The sequence below is a fragment of the Streptomyces sp. NBC_01017 genome, from assembly GCF_045162795.1.
GTDB lineage: Bacteria > Actinomycetota > Actinomycetes > Streptomycetales > Streptomycetaceae > Streptomyces > Streptomyces machairae.
Genome location: NZ_CP108683.1, coordinates 2989296 through 3005103 on the forward strand (window position 1 = coordinate 2989296; position 15808 = coordinate 3005103).

At 72.9% G+C, this 15808-nt stretch carries 12 protein-coding genes; 4 read left to right on the forward strand and 8 right to left on the reverse strand.

Going from position 1 to position 15808, the window contains the following annotated elements; translation table 11 throughout:
* The first annotated feature begins 12 nt into the window (after positions 1–12).
* A complete protein-coding gene (glgX, locus tag OG331_RS13790; RefSeq protein ID WP_406195689.1) occupies positions 13–2205 on the forward strand; it encodes a glycogen debranching protein GlgX in 2193 nt (730 codons plus the stop codon).
* On the opposite strand, the gene OG331_RS13795 is transcribed toward glgX, so the two are convergent.
* Positions 2202–3512, reverse strand: a complete 1311-nt coding sequence (locus tag OG331_RS13795) for an MFS transporter (RefSeq protein ID WP_406195692.1) — start codon at positions 3510–3512, stop codon at positions 2202–2204. The genes glgX and OG331_RS13795 overlap by 4 nt on opposite strands.
* Before the next feature lie 81 nt (positions 3513–3593).
* On the opposite strand from OG331_RS13795, the gene treY reads away from it, so the two are divergent.
* Positions 3594–5981, forward strand: a complete 2388-nt coding sequence (gene treY, locus OG331_RS13800) for a malto-oligosyltrehalose synthase (RefSeq protein ID WP_406195694.1) — start codon at positions 3594–3596, stop codon at positions 5979–5981.
* 389 nt (positions 5982–6370) lie between these two features.
* Positions 6371–7621, forward strand: coding sequence for a M14 family zinc carboxypeptidase (locus tag OG331_RS13805; RefSeq protein WP_363050444.1), 1251 nt, complete (start codon positions 6371–6373; stop codon positions 7619–7621).
* A 54-nt stretch (positions 7622–7675) separates the two neighbouring features.
* On the opposite strand, the gene OG331_RS13810 is transcribed toward OG331_RS13805, so the two are convergent.
* The 3 genes from OG331_RS13810 to OG331_RS13820 form a co-directional block, all read right to left on the reverse strand.
* Positions 7676–8095: an SSI family serine proteinase inhibitor gene (locus OG331_RS13810; protein ID WP_365057473.1), complete on the reverse strand. Its 420-nt coding sequence runs from the start codon at positions 8093–8095 to the stop codon at positions 7676–7678.
* The gene (locus OG331_RS13815) at positions 8092–9462 is read right to left on the reverse strand and encodes a M14 family zinc carboxypeptidase (protein WP_406195697.1); all 1371 of its coding nucleotides are present in this window, start codon (positions 9460–9462) and stop codon (positions 8092–8094) included. Before OG331_RS13815 ends, OG331_RS13810 begins: the two co-directional genes overlap by 4 nt.
* A 138-nt stretch (positions 9463–9600) precedes the next feature.
* The gene (locus OG331_RS13820; protein WP_328421918.1) at positions 9601–10152 is read right to left on the reverse strand and encodes a DUF1707 and FHA domain-containing protein; all 552 of its coding nucleotides are present in this window, start codon (positions 10150–10152) and stop codon (positions 9601–9603) included.
* Positions 10153–10337: 185 nt separating this feature from the next.
* Here OG331_RS13820 and treZ point away from each other — a divergent pair, with 185 nt between their 5' ends.
* Positions 10338–12083 carry a malto-oligosyltrehalose trehalohydrolase gene (gene treZ / locus OG331_RS13825; protein WP_406195699.1) on the forward strand — a complete coding sequence of 582 codons (1746 nt, stop codon included), beginning with the start codon at positions 10338–10340 and terminating at the stop codon, positions 12081–12083.
* A gap of 71 nt (positions 12084–12154) precedes the next feature.
* On the opposite strand, the gene OG331_RS13830 is transcribed toward treZ, so the two are convergent.
* The 4 genes from OG331_RS13830 to OG331_RS13845 all read right to left on the reverse strand — a co-directional run bounded on the left by OG331_RS13830 (position 12155) and on the right by OG331_RS13845 (position 15721).
* The gene (locus OG331_RS13830) at positions 12155–13102 is read right to left on the reverse strand and encodes an aminoglycoside phosphotransferase family protein (protein WP_406195702.1); all 948 of its coding nucleotides are present in this window, start codon (positions 13100–13102) and stop codon (positions 12155–12157) included.
* Positions 13103–13168: 66 nt separating this feature from the next.
* Positions 13169–14296, reverse strand: a complete 1128-nt coding sequence (locus OG331_RS13835; protein ID WP_406195704.1) for an aminopeptidase P family protein — start codon at positions 14294–14296, stop codon at positions 13169–13171.
* Between the two features lie 120 nt (positions 14297–14416).
* Positions 14417–15037, reverse strand: a complete 621-nt coding sequence (locus OG331_RS13840) for a LysE family translocator (protein ID WP_406195707.1) — start codon at positions 15035–15037, stop codon at positions 14417–14419.
* 84 nt (positions 15038–15121) lie between these two features.
* Entirely contained in the window at positions 15122–15721 is a 600-nt protein-coding gene (locus OG331_RS13845) for a PDZ domain-containing protein (RefSeq protein WP_406195709.1), read from the reverse strand.
* Between the last annotated feature and the right edge of the window lie 87 nt (positions 15722–15808).

Consider the following 15808-nt stretch of genomic DNA (forward strand, 5'->3'; position numbering starts at 1 on the left):
AGAGTCGTGTCCATGCAGGTCTGGCCTGGAGAGGCATATCCACTCGGTGCCACCTACGACGGCGCCGGCACCAACTTCGCGGTCTTCACGGAGGCCGCGGACCGAGTAGAGCTGTGTCTGCTGCACGACGACGGCTCGGAGACGGCGGTGGAACTGCGGGAGAGCGACGCCTTCGTACGGCACGCGTACGTGCCGGGCGTCATGCCGGGGCAGCGGTACGGCTTCCGGGTGCACGGACCCTACGCGCCGGAGCGCGGTCTGCGCTGCAACTCCGCGAAACTGCTGCTCGACCCGTACGCCAAGGCGGTCAGCGGCTCGATCAGCTGGGGCGAGGAGGTGTACGGCTACCACTTCGACAAACCCGACAGGCGCAACGACCTGGACTCGGCGCCGCACACGATGTCGTCGGTCGTGGTGAACCCGTACTTCGACTGGGGAGACGACCGGCGGCCGCGCACCGAGTACCACCATACGGTGATCTACGAGGCCCATGTGAAGGGCCTGACCATGCGCCACCCCGGGCTGCCCGAGGAACTGCGCGGCACCTACGCCGCCCTCGCGCATCCGGCGGTCATCGAGCACCTCACCGAGCTGGGCGTGACGGCGCTGGAGCTGATGCCGGTCCACCAGTTCGTGAACGACCACCGACTGGTCGACATGGGCCTGAACAACTACTGGGGCTACAACACGATCGGCTTCTTCGCCCCGCACAACGCGTACGCCTCCTGGGGCGACCGCGGCCAGCAGGTCCTGGAGTTCAAGTCGGCGGTGCGGGCGCTGCACGAGGCCGGCATAGAGGTCATCCTCGACGTGGTCTACAACCACACCGCCGAGGGCAACCACCTGGGCCCCACGCTGTCCTTCCGGGGCCTGGACAACCCGCAGTACTACCGCCTGACGGACGACCCGCGCTACTACATGGACACCACCGGGACCGGCAACTCACTGCTCATGCGGTCCCCGCACGTCCTGCAGCTGATCATGGACTCGCTGCGGTACTGGGTCACCGAGATGCACGTCGACGGCTTCCGCTTCGACCTCGCGGCCACCCTGGCCCGGCAGTTCCACGAGGTGGACCGGCTGTCGTCGTTCTTCGACCTGGTCCAGCAGGACCCGGTGGTGTCCCAGGTGAAACTGATCGCCGAGCCCTGGGACGTGGGCGAGGGCGGTTACCAGGTGGGCAACTTCCCGCCGCTGTGGACCGAGTGGAACGGCAAGTACCGCGACACCGTACGGGACCTGTGGCGCGGCGAGCCGCGCGCGCTGGCGGAGTTCGCGTCCCGGCTGACGGGCTCGTCCGACCTGTACCAGGACGACGGGCGGCGCCCGCTGGCCTCCATCAACTTCGTGACCTGCCACGACGGATTCACGCTGCACGACCTCGTCTCATACAACGACAAGCACAACCACGCCAACGGCGAGGACAACCGGGACGGCGAGAGTCACAACCGGTCCTGGAACTGCGGGGCTGAGGGCGAGACCGACGACCCGGCCGTCCTGGAGCTGCGTGCCCGGCAGATGCGCAACTTCATCGCCACGCTGATGCTGTCCCAGGGCGTGCCGATGATCAGCCACGGCGACGAGTTCGCGCGCACGCAGCGGGGCAACAACAACGCGTACTGCCAGGACAGCGAGCTGGCGTGGGTGGACTGGCCGACGGACGAGGACGCCGCTGAGGCCGGCTCGGAGGGAGAGGCCCGTTCGGACGGGAGGGGCGGCCCCGACGACGAGGCTCCGGCCGGTCTGCCCCGCGAGTTGCTCGCCTTCACGCGCGCGATGGTGTGGCTGCGGCGCGACCATCCGGTCTTCCGCCGGCGCCGCTTCTTCCACGGGCGGCCCGTGGAGGGCACCCACGACGACCTGTCGGACATCGCCTGGTTCACTCCGCAGGGCAAGGAGATGGCCCAGCGGGACTGGGACCGCGCGCAGGCGTCGGCGCTGACGGTGTTCCTCAACGGCAACGCGATCTCGGAGCCGGGCGCGCGCGGGGAGCGCATCGGCGACGACTCGTTCCTCCTGATGTTCAACGCCTCCCCGAAGACCCTCGACTTCGTCGTGCCGGTCAACCACGGGCGCGAGTGGCAGGTCGTCGTCGACACCGCGCGCGCGGACGGGGTCCCGCCGGAGACGGCAGCGAAGGTGCAGGCCGGGGAGCGTTTGACGTTGGTCGACCGCAGCATGACGGTGCTGCAGCGGCCGGTCTAGGGCGACGTGGCGGTGCGTCCGGGGTACGACGCCGGGCGCGCCGTCAGCGCGATCGCGCAGGCGAGTGCCGCGGCGAGGCTCGCGGCGCCGAAGGCCGTCGCGGGGCCGTACGACTCGGCCAGCCGGCCGGTGACGGCGAGTGCGAGAGCCTGCCCGCCGACCAGCGCGCTCGTCGCGAACGCCATGGCCTCGGAGAGCCGCGCGGGCGGCACCACGCGCTCGGTGAGCCCGAACACCGTGATGAGGTGCGGGGCGTAGGCGACGCCGAGGACGGTGACGGTGACGTAGAGGGCCGGGAGGCCCTCCGTCCACAGCAGGGGGAGCGACAGCAGGAGCGCGGCCGCGGTGGCCGCCCGCCAGCGGACGGCGAGTCCGAGACGGGCGGGCACCGCGGCCATGGAGAGCCCGGCGACGGCGCTCATCACGCCCATGGCCGCGTAGACGAGCCCCGCCTGGTCCGGCTGTCCGAGTCGCTCCGTGAGGGCGGTGATGCCGGCTTGGCAGGCGCCGAACATGGCGCCCTGGAGAGCGAGGGCGGCTCGGAGGGCGTGGATGGAGCGGGGGATGGGGTGCGGCGGGACAGGACCGTCTGCTCCCGCATCGTTCCGCCGCCCCGCACGCGTCCGGACGGATTCCGGCCGTCGTTCCGCCGACGCACCGACGGGCCCGGGCCGTGTCGCCACCGCCGTCCGATGCAGTGCGAAGCCGCTGCCGCAGACCGCCACCAACACCGCGGCACCACCCAGCGCGAACCCCGGATGCGCGGTCACCGCCGCCAGGCCGACCAGGGCGGGCCCCAGCACGAAGGAGACCTCATCCAGGGTGCTCTCGAAGGACAGCGCGGCACCCACCGTGGAATCGCGGGCCCCCGCACGGCGTGCGAGTGCGACGAGACGGGCGCGAGCCATCGGCCCGATCTGCGGCACCGTCGCCCCGGCCGCCGCCCCCACAACGGCCACCAACGCCGTCGGCAGCCCCGCGAGCGCACCGGCGACCAGCCCGGCGATCGCGACGGCGTTGGCGAGCGAGAAGACGAGCACGACCGTTCGCTGACCGTGCCGGTCGGCGAGCCGGCCGACCAGCGGACCGCAGGCCACCTGCCCGACGGCGAGCGCACCCCCGGTCAGCCCGGCGGCGGCCAGGGAGCCGCTCGTGCGCGCGACCAGCAGCACGCTGCCGAACTGGATCGTGGCGGTCGGCAGTCGTGCCAGGAAGGACATGACCGGCAGCAGCGGCCCGGTCAGGCCGATCACCTCGCGGTAGGCCGCGGATGTGCCGCGGCGTCCTGTCGTCACCGTCTGTCCCATCGCTCGAAGCTACGCACGCGCGTGGGCCCACGTGGAGGGGACGATGACACGAAGGGCGGCAGGGCGGGTACGTAGCTTTCCATGACACCTGAGCGACCTGAACCGACGGTGCCGACCTTGCCGACCGCCACGTACCGGCTGCAGCTGCAGTCCTCGTTCCCGTTCGAGGCCGCGGCGGCGGCCGTGCCGTACCTGGCCTCGCTCGGCGTCTCGCATCTGCACCTGTCCCCCGTCCTGGAGGCGGTCCCGGGGTCGGGGCACGGCTATGACGTCGTGGACCACGCGCGCGTGCGCGAGGAACTGGGCGGCGAGCAGGGGCTGCGCGCACTGGCGCGCACCGCGCGCGAACACGGTCTGGGCCTGGTCGTGGACATCGTGCCGAACCACATGGCCATGGCCCCGCGCCACAACCGCGCCCTGTGGGAGGTGTTGCGCGAGGGCCCGAAGTCGCCGTACGCGCGATGGTTCGACATCGACTGGGACGCGCAGGACGGCCAGGTGCTGCTGCCGGTGCTCGGAGGTCCGCTGGGCGAGGAGCTCGGCCGTCTGGAGGTGGACGGCGACGTCCTGCGCTACTACGACCATGTGTTCCCGCTGCGCGAGGGCACCGGGCAACTGCCGCTGCCGCAGCTCCTGGACGCGCAGTGGTACCGGCCGGCGTGGTGGCGGCTGGCCCGTACGGAGCTCAACTACCGGCGGTTCTTCAGCATCTCGGAGCTGATCGGGGTGCGGGTCGAGGAACCGGAGGTGTTCGAGGCCACGCACGCCAAGATCCTCCAGCTCCTGAACGAGGGCGTGATCGACGGGCTGCGCATCGACCACCCCGACGGCCTCGCCGACCCCGACGCGTATCTGCAACGCCTCCACGAGGCGACCGGCGGGCGCTGGACGGTCGTGGAGAAGATCCTGTCGGACGGCGAGCACCTGCCGGCCTCGTGGCCCGTGGCCGGCACCACCGGCTACGACGCCCTGCGGCACATCGACGGCCTCTTCACCGATCCGGCGGGGTTCGGGGAACTCCTCGGGCAGTACCGGCGGTTCGCGGCCCCGCAGACGGACCGGGGCGGCGACTGGGAGGCGACGGTGCGGCGGGCCGCGTACAAGGTGCTCACGCACGAGCTGGCCACGGAGATCGACCGGCTGACGCGGGTCGCGAGCCGCGTGTGCGCCACGTCGCCGGAAGCGGCGCTGCGCGACCGGGCGCCTTGGGCGCTGCGCACCGCGCTGCAGGAGCTCCTCGTCCGGCTGGACGTCTACCGGCCGTACTCCTCCGGTGACGCGGCCCGTGTGGTCACCGAGGAGGCCGCGGCCGAGGCCCGGCTCGCCTTCGTCGTGCCCGAGGAGGCGGGCGCGGTCGACGTCGTACGCGAGCTGGTGCTCGGGCGGGCCGGTGACGGGCCGGACCATGTGGAGTTCCGGACGCGGTTCGCTCAGACGGCGTCGGCGCTACGGGCCAAGTCCGTGGAGGACACGGCGTTCTACCGCTATGTGCCGCTGCTGTCGGCGACCGAGGTGGGCGGGAACCCGGGGAGCCCCGCCATGTCGGCCGACGAGTTCCATGCCTACTGCGCGCGTGTGCAGCGCGACTGGCCCGTGACGGGGACGGTCGCGTCGACGCACGACACCAAGCGCAGTGCCGACGTACGGGCCGCGCTGGCCGTGCTCACCGAGTGCCCGGAGCACTGGGCGGACGTCCTGGCCGAGGTGACCCGCGACGGCGAGGGCGTACCGGACGCGCAGCTGGCGTGGGCCGCCTGGCAGACGGTGTACGGGCTGGGCGAGCCGGACGTGGACCGGGTGCAGGGGGCGCTGCTGAAGCACGTGCGCGAGGCCGGGCTGTTCACCAGCTGGACGGAGCAGGAACCGCCGTACGAGGAGGCGGTGGCGGCGTTCGTCGCCGCGGGGCCCTGCGGGGTGCCCGGCGAGCGCGTGGCCGCGTTCCGGAGCCGTCTGGAGCCGCACATCCGGGCGAACATGCTGGGCATGGCCCTGGCCCAGTTGACGATGCCGGGCGTGCCGGACGTCTATCAGGGCACGGAGGACGAGTACCGGGCGCTGGTGGACCCGGACAACCGCCGGAGCGTGCGGTTCCCGCACCAGGACCCCGGTGAGAAGGGTGCGCTGACGGCGGCCGCGCTGCGGCTGCGCAGGAGGCGTCCGGAGGTCTTCGGTGACGCGGCGTCGTACGTGCCCCTGACCGCCGAGGGCCCGGCCGCCGCGCACTGTGTGGCCTTCGGGCGTTCCGGCGAGGTGGTCACCGCCGTGACGCGGCTGTCGCTGCGGCTGGCGCAGTCGGGTGGCTGGCGCGACACCGTGCTTGCGCTGCCGCCGGGGCGGTGGGCCGATGTGCTGGCTCCGGAGCGGGAGTTCGCCGGGCACGCGCGCGTGGAGGAGCTCTTCGAGCGCGTCCCGGTCGCGTTGCTGGAGCGGGTCGGTGAAGGGGCGGCCGGACAGGAGGGGCGGCCGTAGAGCGACCGTGGAGCCGTCGGTGGGGTCTCCGCCCGGAGCACGACCGTCCAGCGCGTACGGGGCATCCTGCGCCTTGTCATCGCTCCGGCGCCCGGCTCGGGCCCGCGCGCGCTCCCGGGGCTCGTGCACCCGGGCGGCGCGTGGTGACGAGCGCCGACGCCCTCTCCGCTCCCGCGCTCCCGGCGTCCATTCATGCCGGTCGGCGGCGGGCGAGGGGTGTGAGGTACCGCGACCGGGTGGGCCTCGCACCTCCCCCGGCTCCCGCTGCCCGCGCCTGCCGGGGGTGAATGCACCTGGGCGCCCCCGGGAGCCTCCCCCGTGAAGTCCTTGACACGTAAACCAGACCGTGCGGTACTGCGGATTGCGAAGGCTGGGCGGACATGACGGGGGTGAGTCTCCTGCCGGAGCTGCGCTACCCCACGCTGACCGAGCTGGTCCTGTCCGCCCGCGCACTGGCCGCTCACCGACCGGGCCTGTGCACACTGAGACAGGTGGGGGCCTCCCGAGCGGGCAGACCCCTCCACCTGCTGTCCATCGGTCACGCCCGGTCCGCCGTCCTCGTGGTCGCCGGAGCGCACTCCAACGAACCGACCGGCGGCCCCACACTCATCGCGGTCGCCGAACGCGTCCTTTTCGAGCGGGAGTTACGGCGGGACGTCTCCTGGCACTTCCTGCTGTGCGCGGATCCCGACGGGGCGAGCCTGCACGTCACCCCGGCACCCCGCAGCCTGCTCGACTACCACCGCGGCTTCTTCCGGCCCGCGGCCGAGGAACAGCCGGAGTGGGCACCGGCCACGCTGCCGGCCGACCGGCTGCCGCCCGAGACGCGCGCGCTGACCCGCGTCATCGACGAACTGCGCCCCTACCTCCAGGTGACCCTGCACGGCACCGATCTGGGCGGCAGCTGGGTGCAGTTGACGAAGGACGTCCCCGGCCTCGCCGAGCCGTTCGCGAAGTCCGCGGCCCAGCTGCACATCCCGGTGGAGACGGGCGCCTCGGACGCGGCGGGCTGGCCCGCGTCCGGCCCCGGGGTGCATGTGATGCCGGCGCCGGGCGCGGGCGCGGCGTATCCGAGCATGCCGGACGACGCGCGCAGCAGCACCTGGTACCACGTGCACCGCTACGGCGGGCTGACCGCGGTCGTCGAGGTGCCGATGTGGGCGAGCGACCTGGTGGACGACCCGGCACCGCATCCGGACCCGGCCGGGGCGATGCGGCGGCTGGCGGCCCGGCTGCTGCGGGACACACTGGAGGTGGAGCGGGTGCTGGCCGAGGCGCTCCCCCGCCTGGACGGCGTCGACGGGCCTCTGCTGCGTGCCTCCAAGTGGGCGCTGGAGCTCGTGCCGGGGCTGGCCGCCGACTGGATGGGCACGCCGCCCGCCGACAACACCATGGCGTACGTCGGGAGCGTGGACGCCTTCGGGCGCCGGCTGCCGCTGCGGGCCGCGGCCATGCTGCTGCGCGTCCTGCGGGAGACGGACGACCGCGGGGCGCAGCGCCTCGAACACCTCGTGGCGACCTGGAGCAACGCGTTCGCCGAGCGCTTCCGCGCCCGCTGGGTGCCCCTGGAGCACCAGGTCGAGCACCAGTCCCGCACGGTCGTCGCGGCAGCGATGCACGCGCGCGACCGGCCGATGTGAGCCGTGCGACCTGTGCCGTGCCGACGCGTGCGGTACGGCCGATGCGGCACGGCGTCAGGCGTCCAGTGCGAACACGGCTCCCGTACGAGCACCCATCGCGCACCCGTTGGCGAAGGTCTCCCGGTACTCGACCGGACGTCCCTGCCACTCCCCGCGCGCGTGCACGGTCACCGGGGCGTAGATCATCGGGCAGAAGGCGTCCGCGGTGCGGAGCCGACTGATGTCACCGCCCACCTTCTCCAGCTCCGCGCAGGCCTCCGCCGCCTTCCCGTGACCCTGCGGCGGGTCGCACAGCAGCAGCGTGCCGCGCGGGTCACCGTGGCGGGCGTCGCCCCGGGTGACCGTCAGGAAGAGCCAGTTCCCCGAGTCCGACTCCTGGACCGCGGCCTGCGCCGGGGGCGCGCCGAGGAGGAGCATGGCGGCCGCCGCCAGCAGGCCGCCCCGTACCGCTTTCGCCGTGATTGATTGCGTCATTCCCGATGCATCGGCACGGCGGCCCCGGCATTCCACCCCGACTCACCCGAACGGGAGCACGCGGGCGCGTACCGTCCGGCGAGTTCGAACGCGGCGAGCACCACCCGCGCCTGGTACTCCACCTGGCGCGCGACCGGTATCCAGCGGGCCCCGCAGCCGTCGCGGTAGTCGTCGCACCACTCGTCGAGGAGCCGGTCCAGTTCCGGCAGCACTCCGGCAGGGTCGTGCCCGGCGCCCGTCACTAGCTGGTGCAGCAGCCCGGCGGTGCGCAGGGCCAGACGCCGCCCGGCGATGCGCAGGGCGGCCAGATGGGCGGTGCTGAGCGGGGGAAGGGGGTGTACGCCGACCGGGTCCCCGATGTCGGGGTCCCAGGTGTTCGCGAGCCCGGGACAGACCAGTAAATAGTCGTCCACCGGGGCGAGCAGCCGGGCCGATTCCGGTCCGGCGGGAAGGTGGGGCCGCAGGCGTTCCAGCAGCCGCTGCAGCAGGAGGGTGTCGTGACGGAGGGTGTGGCTCACCCTGCGCAGGACCGTTTCCTCATCAGCGGGCGGAGCACCGTCCTGCACGGCCGCCACGCCCCACATGGGGGCCTCCACGACCGCCGTGACCGTGCCGTGCCGGTACGGATGGAACCACGTCGAGTCCACGGCCGCCTCGGTGATGGCGGCGGCCAGGTCGCCCCGGCGGGGCCTGGGGATCCGGTAGACGGCGGGTCCCAGTTCCGGCCAGTACAGGGTGTCGTAGGGGCCGAGCTCGCGCGGGATGCCGAGGCGGGCCGCCGTGTGCGCGATGCGCTGGGCGAGGCCGGGCAGGTCGTGGGTCAGCTCGACGAAGCCGCCGCCGACGTCGACGCCGTGCAGGGAGCACTGCAGGAAGGGCCGCAGTTCGTCCTGGAGTTCGAGCAGGGCGCGGGTCTCGGGCAGCGTGGCGGCGTCCGCGCCGTCCGGCAGCCACTCGGGCTGTTCCAGGAAGCCGGGCCGGAAGAAGTGCCGGAAGTAGTCGGCGAGGGCGTACGGGCCGTGCAGCCACCCCTCGTTACGGCGCAGGCCGTCGGGGTCGAGGCACAGCAGCAGGTTCCAGGTGGCGTCGGCGCCCTCGTGCAGACGGGGGTCGGCGAGCACCCGTTCGGCCAGCCGCAGGACGGTGGCGCCGCCCACCGGCTCGTTGGCGTGCGGGCCGGCCACGACGAGGGCCTGGCGGCTGCCGTGGCCGACGGACAGCAGCCACAGGGGCGTGCCCGCGCGGGACGTGCCGACACGGCGCAGTCGTGCGTCACGGGGGCGGCGGGCGACGAGCGCGGCCGCCCGGGCGCTCAGCTCGTCGACGGTCGGGTAGCGGAGGAGTGGCGGCAGGGCACACCTCCACAATGCGGTGCCGTCGGTTCACCTGGTGTACACGGTGTACGCACAGTCAGTCACGACTTGGCCAGTACGTCAACACCACCGAGGGCAAGGGGACTTGAGTCAACGTTTCAAGTAGAGGGAGGCCCCGAGCCGCTGGCCGGCTCAGTTCGCGGCGAGCCGGAACGACATCCGGCCGAAGCCGACCTGGTCGCCCTCGCGGACCACGACGGCACCGATGACGCGCCGGCCGTTGACCGTGGTGCCGTTGGTGGAGCCGAGGTCACGCAGGACCCACAGGCCGGCCTGGTGGCTCAGTTCGGCGTGCACCCGGGACACCGTCTCGTGCGTCAGCCTCAGCCCGTTGGCGGGGTCGCGCCCTATGCGCAGCGGATGACCGGACCCGGGGTGGGGCAGCAGCAGCTTGGGCAGCCGCTCGGCCTGCCAAGCCCTGCGCAGCCGTACCGTGAAGCCGGAGACGGCCTCGACGGTGCCGAACACCAGACGGGACAGACGGCTCTCGGAGGGCAGGTCGGCGGTGAGCGCCGCGAGCTCGTCCGCGCGGCGGGCGGAGAGGGCGAGTTCCATCCGGCGCACGAACGTGTCGTGCGACAGCCGTCCCATGGCGACGCCGTCACGCAGCACCTTCAGCGCCTTGTCGCGCTCCACGTCGGAGAGCCGCGCGGGGTACGTGTTGAACTCGAAAGACGACGTCACGCTGCTGATTGTCGGTCAGTGGCCCCCCGGTGTCCAGAAGACGGGGAAACGGCCACCACACGCGCGTGATCGCCGAGACCGGTCACGACACCTGCCGCAAAAGGGAAGATTCAAAAGCGGATTGATCTCGTTTGAAGCACCATGGACGGGCTACATCACGGTGAGCAGACGAAGGGGAACCGTCCGTGCAGTTCGAGGTGTGGGCACCGCAGGCCGGCCGTGTGACGCTCCATTGCGAGGACGCCACGCGCGCGTTGGAGCGCGATCCGGAGCGAGCGGGATGGTGGTGGGGGGACGCGGAGGCGCGGGACGGAACGCGGTACGGCTTCGCGCTGGACGACGGGCCGGTGCTGCCCGATCCGCGTTCGCGCCGGCAGCCGGACGGCCCGGACGGGCTCAGTGCGGTCGTCGACCACAGTCGCTACGAGTGGCGTACCGAATGGGCCGGGCGGCCACTGCCCGGTGCGGTGCTGTACGAGATGCACGTGGGCACGTACACGCGTGAGGGCACGCTGGACGCCGCCGCCGAGCGGCTCGGCCATCTCGCCGAACTGGGCATCACCCACGTCGAGTTGATGCCCTTGTGCCCCTTCCCGGGGCGGCACGGCTGGGGCTACGAGGGCGTCTCGCTGTGGGCCGTGCACGAACCGTACGGCGACCCCGAGGCACTTAAACGCTTCGTCGACCGGGCACATGAACTGGGGCTGGGCGTGGTCCTCGACGTCGTGCACAACCACTTCGGCCCGTCCGGGAACTATCTGCCCGTCTTCGGCCCCTACCTCACGGACACGCATCAGACGCCGTGGGGCTCCGCGGTCAACCTGGACGCGCCCGGCTCGGACGAGGTGCGCACGTTTCTCGTGGAGGGCTCACTGGCCTGGCTGCGGGACTACCGGATCGACGGGCTGCGCCTGGATGCGGTGCACGCGCTGGTGGACACGCGCGCGTGCCACTTCCTGGAGGAGCTGTCGACGGCCGTCGACGCCCTCTCCGCCGATCTGGGCCGGCCGCTGTCCCTGATCGCGGAGACCGACCTGAACGACCCTCGGCTCATCACCGCACGCGCGGAGGGCGGCCTCGGTCTGCACGCCCAGTGGAACGACGACTTCCACCACACCCTGCACACCGCGCTGACCGGCGAGTCCCAGGGCTACTACGCCGATTTCGCGCGTGCCCCCATGGCCGGCCTCGCCAAGACCCTCACGGGCGGCTACTTCCACGACGGCACGTACTCGAGCTTCCGGGGCCGCCGCCACGGGCGCCCCCTGGACCGTGCGCGCGTGGGGGCGCACCGCCTCCTCGGCTACAGCCAGACCCACGACCAGGTCGGCAACCGGGCCCAGGGCGACCGGCTCGCGGCCGTCCTCTCCCCCGGGCTGCTGGCCTGCGCGGCCACGCTGACACTGACGGCGCCGTTCACACCGATGGTGTTCATGGGCGAGGAGTGGGCCGCGGGCACACCCTGGCAGTTCTTCACCGACCACACCGATCCGGAGCTCGCCGAAGCGGTACGGCGCGGCAGGCGGCGGGAGTTCGCGGCGCACGGGTGGGCCGAGGAGGATGTGCCCGACCCGCAGGACCCTGCGACCCGGGACCGCTCCTGCCTCGACTGGTCCGAGCTCGACAGCGAGCCTCACGCGCGCGTGCTGGCCTGGTACCGGCGCCTCATCGCCCTGCGCCACGAGCAGCCCGACCTCACCGATCCCGATCTCGCCGACACCAAGGTGGCCTACGACGAGCAGGGGCGCTGGCTCGCCTTCCGGCGCGGTGACGTACGCGTGGCCGTCAACCTCGCCAAGGAACCGGCGGCGATCCCCCTGGGGCCCCGGCAGGCGGCCGTACTGGCGGCGTGGGAGCCCGTCGAGGCGCCGGGCGCGGACGGGGTGCTGCATGTGCCCGGGGAGTCGGGTGTGGTGATGTTGCAGGGGTGAGCGGGGCCCGGTCCGGGCGGGCGTGAGATTTCGCGCGTGCGCCCTACGACAGGCCGGACGCGCCTGCGCCCCTACAACTCCTCCTCCCCGTCGTCGTCCTCCCTGAACTCCGTCACCCGCTCCAGCAAAATCGGCTCCCAGGCGTGCCGGAGCTGCGCTCTCAGCAGCGGTGGCGGTGACTCGCCCTTGCCGGCGAGGCGGTCCGCGAGGCGGACCACCGCGTCGCAGCGGGCGAGCCAGAGGCCTCGTAGGCAGGGGCGGGCGCCGTAGCCGGCGAGGGTGGCGGCGCGGACGGCGGCCGGGGAGCCGACGGCGAGGGCGAGGCCGGCGATGTCCTCGGCGGGATCGCCCAGGACGGTGTCGGCCCAGCCGAGGACGCCGCGCACCCTGCCGTCGGCGCTGACCACGAGGTGGTCGCCGGTGAGGGCGTGGTGCACGAGGACGGCCGTCGCGGACTGGGCGGCCAGCTGTACAGCGGCCTGCTGGGTGAGCTGGCGCACGCGGGCGGCGTCGAACTCGTCGGCGGCGTCGAGGCGTGCCGCGGCACGTTCGGCGGCCCGGCGCAGGCCCTCCAGGGAGCGCGGCGCGGCGCGCGGCACGCCGAGCGTCTCCGCTTGCCGTACCGGGACCTCGCGCAGTCCCGTGAGCAGTCCGGCCAGGTCGGCCTCGCCGACGGCGGACACATCGTGCTGCCCGCCCGCCCCGCCGGGCACCTTGGTGTCCAGGGTGCAGGTCAGTCCGGGTGCCCACTCGCCGTACGCGACGCTCGTCGGCACCGTGACCGGGACGTGCGGGCGGACGAGGTCGCGCAGGCGCAGTTCGCGGCGCTGGCGGGCGGCGGCCTCACGGTCGCTCGCGAGGCGCAGCACATGGCGGGTGCCGACCCACCAGGTGGCGGGCTCGGCGCCCATGGCGGCAGGGCGGACCTCGGGTCCGGCCGAGTCGTCCGCGCCGTTCTTGAGCAGGGAACGGACCAGTCGGCGGACGGTGTCCGCGGTGGGTGTCGGTGCCTGGGTCATGGTCGCGCCGTCGTCGCTCGGGGGTCTACGGGGGCCGGGCTCCTTGCTCCCGGATCGGTGGCCGGGTCAGTCCACTATGACCATCTCGCGGGTCGTGTCGTTGAGGCGCCGGCCGCCGTCCTCGGTGACCGTCACGATGTCCTCGATACGCACTCCGAAGCGGCCGGGCAGATAGATCCCGGGCTCCACGGAGAAACACATGCCGGGCACGAGGGGCTGCTCCTCGCCCTCGATCATGTACGGCGGCTCGTGGGTGGTGACGCCGATGCCGTGCCCGGTGCGGTGGATGAAGTACTCGCCGTATCCGGCGTCCGCGATGACCGCGCGGGCCGCCCGGTCGACCTCCTGGCAGGCGGCTCCGGGCCGTACGGCACGGAAGCCGGCCTCCTGGGCCGCGCGCACCAGGTCGTGGACCCGGCGCTCCTCGTCGGTGGGTTCGCCGACGTGGACCGTGCGGGAGGTGTCGGAGCCGTAGCCGTCCTTCAGGCCGCCGAAGTCGAGGACCACCATGTCGCCGCGTTCGATCACACGGTCGCCCACCTCGTGGTGCGGATTGGCGCCGTTCGGGCCGGAGGCGACGATCGTGAAGTCGACCTGGGAGTGGCCGAAGCGGCGCAGCAGGTGGGCGAGGTCGGCAGCGACCTCGGACTCGCGGCGACCGCTGAAGGGAACCTTCCGGATCTCTTCGAACGTTGCGTCCGCGGCCGCACCCGCGGCCGCCAACAGCTCCAGCTCGGCGGCGTCCTTCACGGCACGCAGCATCGGCAGTGCGTCGGTGAGGGAGGCGTAGGAGGTGCCGGGCAGCGCCTTCTGCAGGGCCAGCAGGTGCAGGGCCCAGGCGTTGTCGCTGATGCCGAACCGGCCTCTCGCGTCAAGGAGGGCGGCGGTGGCGGCGTAGGGGTCCTTGCCGTCGGTCCAGTCGCGCAGGGTCAGGCCGGGCGCACCGGTGGCCTGCGCGGCGTCCGGGGCCTCCAGAGCGGGGACGACGAGGACGGGGTCCCGGCCGGGGACGAGGACCAGCAGGGTGAGCCGCTCGGTCTCCGCGGTGGGCGCGTAGCCGGTCAGCCACACCAGGTCCGGGCCGGGGGCCACCAGGAGCCCGGCCAGGCCGGCGTCCGCGGCCGCCCGCGCGGCACGTTCCATGCGGGCCTTGTAGTCGTCGGCGGTGAAGGGCGCGGGTGCGGTGCCGGTCATCCGGGCCTCCCTGGGCGCGTGAAAGGACTACGGGCAGCATCCTGCCCGCCCGGAGGGGGCGGCGCGAGCCGATCGGCGGGTCTTTCGAGCGGCTCGTCGGCCGGCCGGCCGGGCATGGCGTCAGCTGTCCAGTGCCATACGGACGCCGAGAAGGAGCAGCACGCCTCCGGAGACCTGTTCCAGGCGTCGGCGCACGCCCGCGCGGGACAGCACGTTCTTCATCCGGCCGACGAACCACACGTAGAGGCCGTAATAGCCGACTTCGTAGACCGCCCAGAGTGCGGCGAGGCCGATCATGGTCGGCAGGTGCGGGGCACCTTCCGGGACGAACTGCGGGAGGAAGGACAGGGCGAAGACGGCCGCCTTGGGGTTGGCGAGGTTGAGCAGCAGCCCGCCGCGGTAGGAGGCCCAGCCGCTCTTCCGCGTGCCCTCCCACCCGGTCTCCTGCTCCGCCTTCGCGCGGCGGGCCTGCCGCAGCGCCTGGATGCCGAACCAGACGAGCACGACCGCGCCGACGATCCGCATCACGTCGTACGCCACCTCGGAAGCCGTCAGCAGCGCGGTCAGGCCGAACGCGGCGACGACGCCCCAGACGAAGACCCCGGTCTCGTTGCCGAGCACCGTCAGGAATCCGGAGCGTCTGCTGTGCAGCGACTGCTTGATGATCAGCACCGTGCTGGGCCCCGGCGAGGCGGCGACGAGGGTGCAGGCTCCCAGGAAGGCGACGAGGTTGGTCAGCATGAGGTCATGGTGGCCCGGCCGACGGAACGGGACCAGTGGATTTCGCAGGCTCCTCCTCAAGCCCGCGCGTAGGCTGCGAGGCGGTCAGGTGACGACGCCCGGGATCACCGTCAGCTGCTGGTAGCCGCCGCTGCGGTGGCGCACCGTGAGGGTGACCTCGCTGCCGGGGCGGGCCCGGGCGACGGCTCGGGCGAGGTCGGCGGCGGAGTCGATGCGGGCCCTGCCGAACGCGAGGAGTACGTCGCCGCGGACCAGGCCTGCCGTGTACCCCGGTCCCGGAACGTGGACGCCGACGAGCAGGGCGCCCGGCTTCTTGGCGTCCACAGCCTCCACGCCGAGGGTGGCGACGGCGGCCGGACGCGGCGAGGAGGTCGGCGTCGCAGATGCGGAGGCCGAGGAACCGGGGTGCGCCGACTCGGACCGGCTGCCGGGTGCGCCCAGGCCTGCCTGTCGCTTCAGCTCGGCGAGCTTGCTCATGCCGACCACTGTGGCCCCCAGGGTGCCGAGTCCGACCCCGGACAGGATCAGGACCATTCCCACCAGCAGGGCGCAGAGCAGGGTGGTGAGCCGTCGGCCGCGCTTGTGGGGCGCGGCGTGCGGACGCCGTGCGCCGGCGGCGGGCTTGGCCTCGCCGCCGGGTCGCTGACCTGGCATGGGCTTGGGTCTCAAAGCAGTCTGTTCCATCGGATCGCCTCCGGCTGGTGACTACCCTGCGCACCGGCGCACGACGAGCCACGATCGAGTGAGACTGACCAGTGGTCAGGAACGGGA

Excerpts from the sequence above, each read along its gene's own strand:
- OG331_RS13845 (WP_406195709.1), bottom strand. The coding sequence starts at position 15,721 with ATGGAACAGACTGCTTTGAGACCCAAGCCCATGCCAGGTCAGCGACCC.
- OG331_RS13835 (WP_406195704.1), bottom strand. The coding sequence starts at position 14,296 with ATGACCGGCACCGCACCCGCGCCCTTCACCGCCGACGACTACAAGGCC.
- OG331_RS13795 (WP_406195692.1), bottom strand. The coding sequence starts at position 3,512 with ATGGGACAGACGGTGACGACAGGACGCCGCGGCACATCCGCGGCCTAC.
- OG331_RS13830 (WP_406195702.1), bottom strand. The coding sequence starts at position 13,102 with ATGACCCAGGCACCGACACCCACCGCGGACACCGTCCGCCGACTGGTC.
- treY (WP_406195694.1), top strand. The coding sequence starts at position 3,594 with ATGACACCTGAGCGACCTGAACCGACGGTGCCGACCTTGCCGACCGCC.
- OG331_RS13840 (WP_406195707.1), bottom strand. The coding sequence starts at position 15,037 with ATGCTGACCAACCTCGTCGCCTTCCTGGGAGCCTGCACCCTCGTCGCC.
- glgX (WP_406195689.1), top strand. The coding sequence starts at position 13 with ATGCAGGTCTGGCCTGGAGAGGCATATCCACTCGGTGCCACCTACGAC.
- OG331_RS13810 (WP_365057473.1), bottom strand. The coding sequence starts at position 8,095 with ATGACGCAATCAATCACGGCGAAAGCGGTACGGGGCGGCCTGCTGGCG.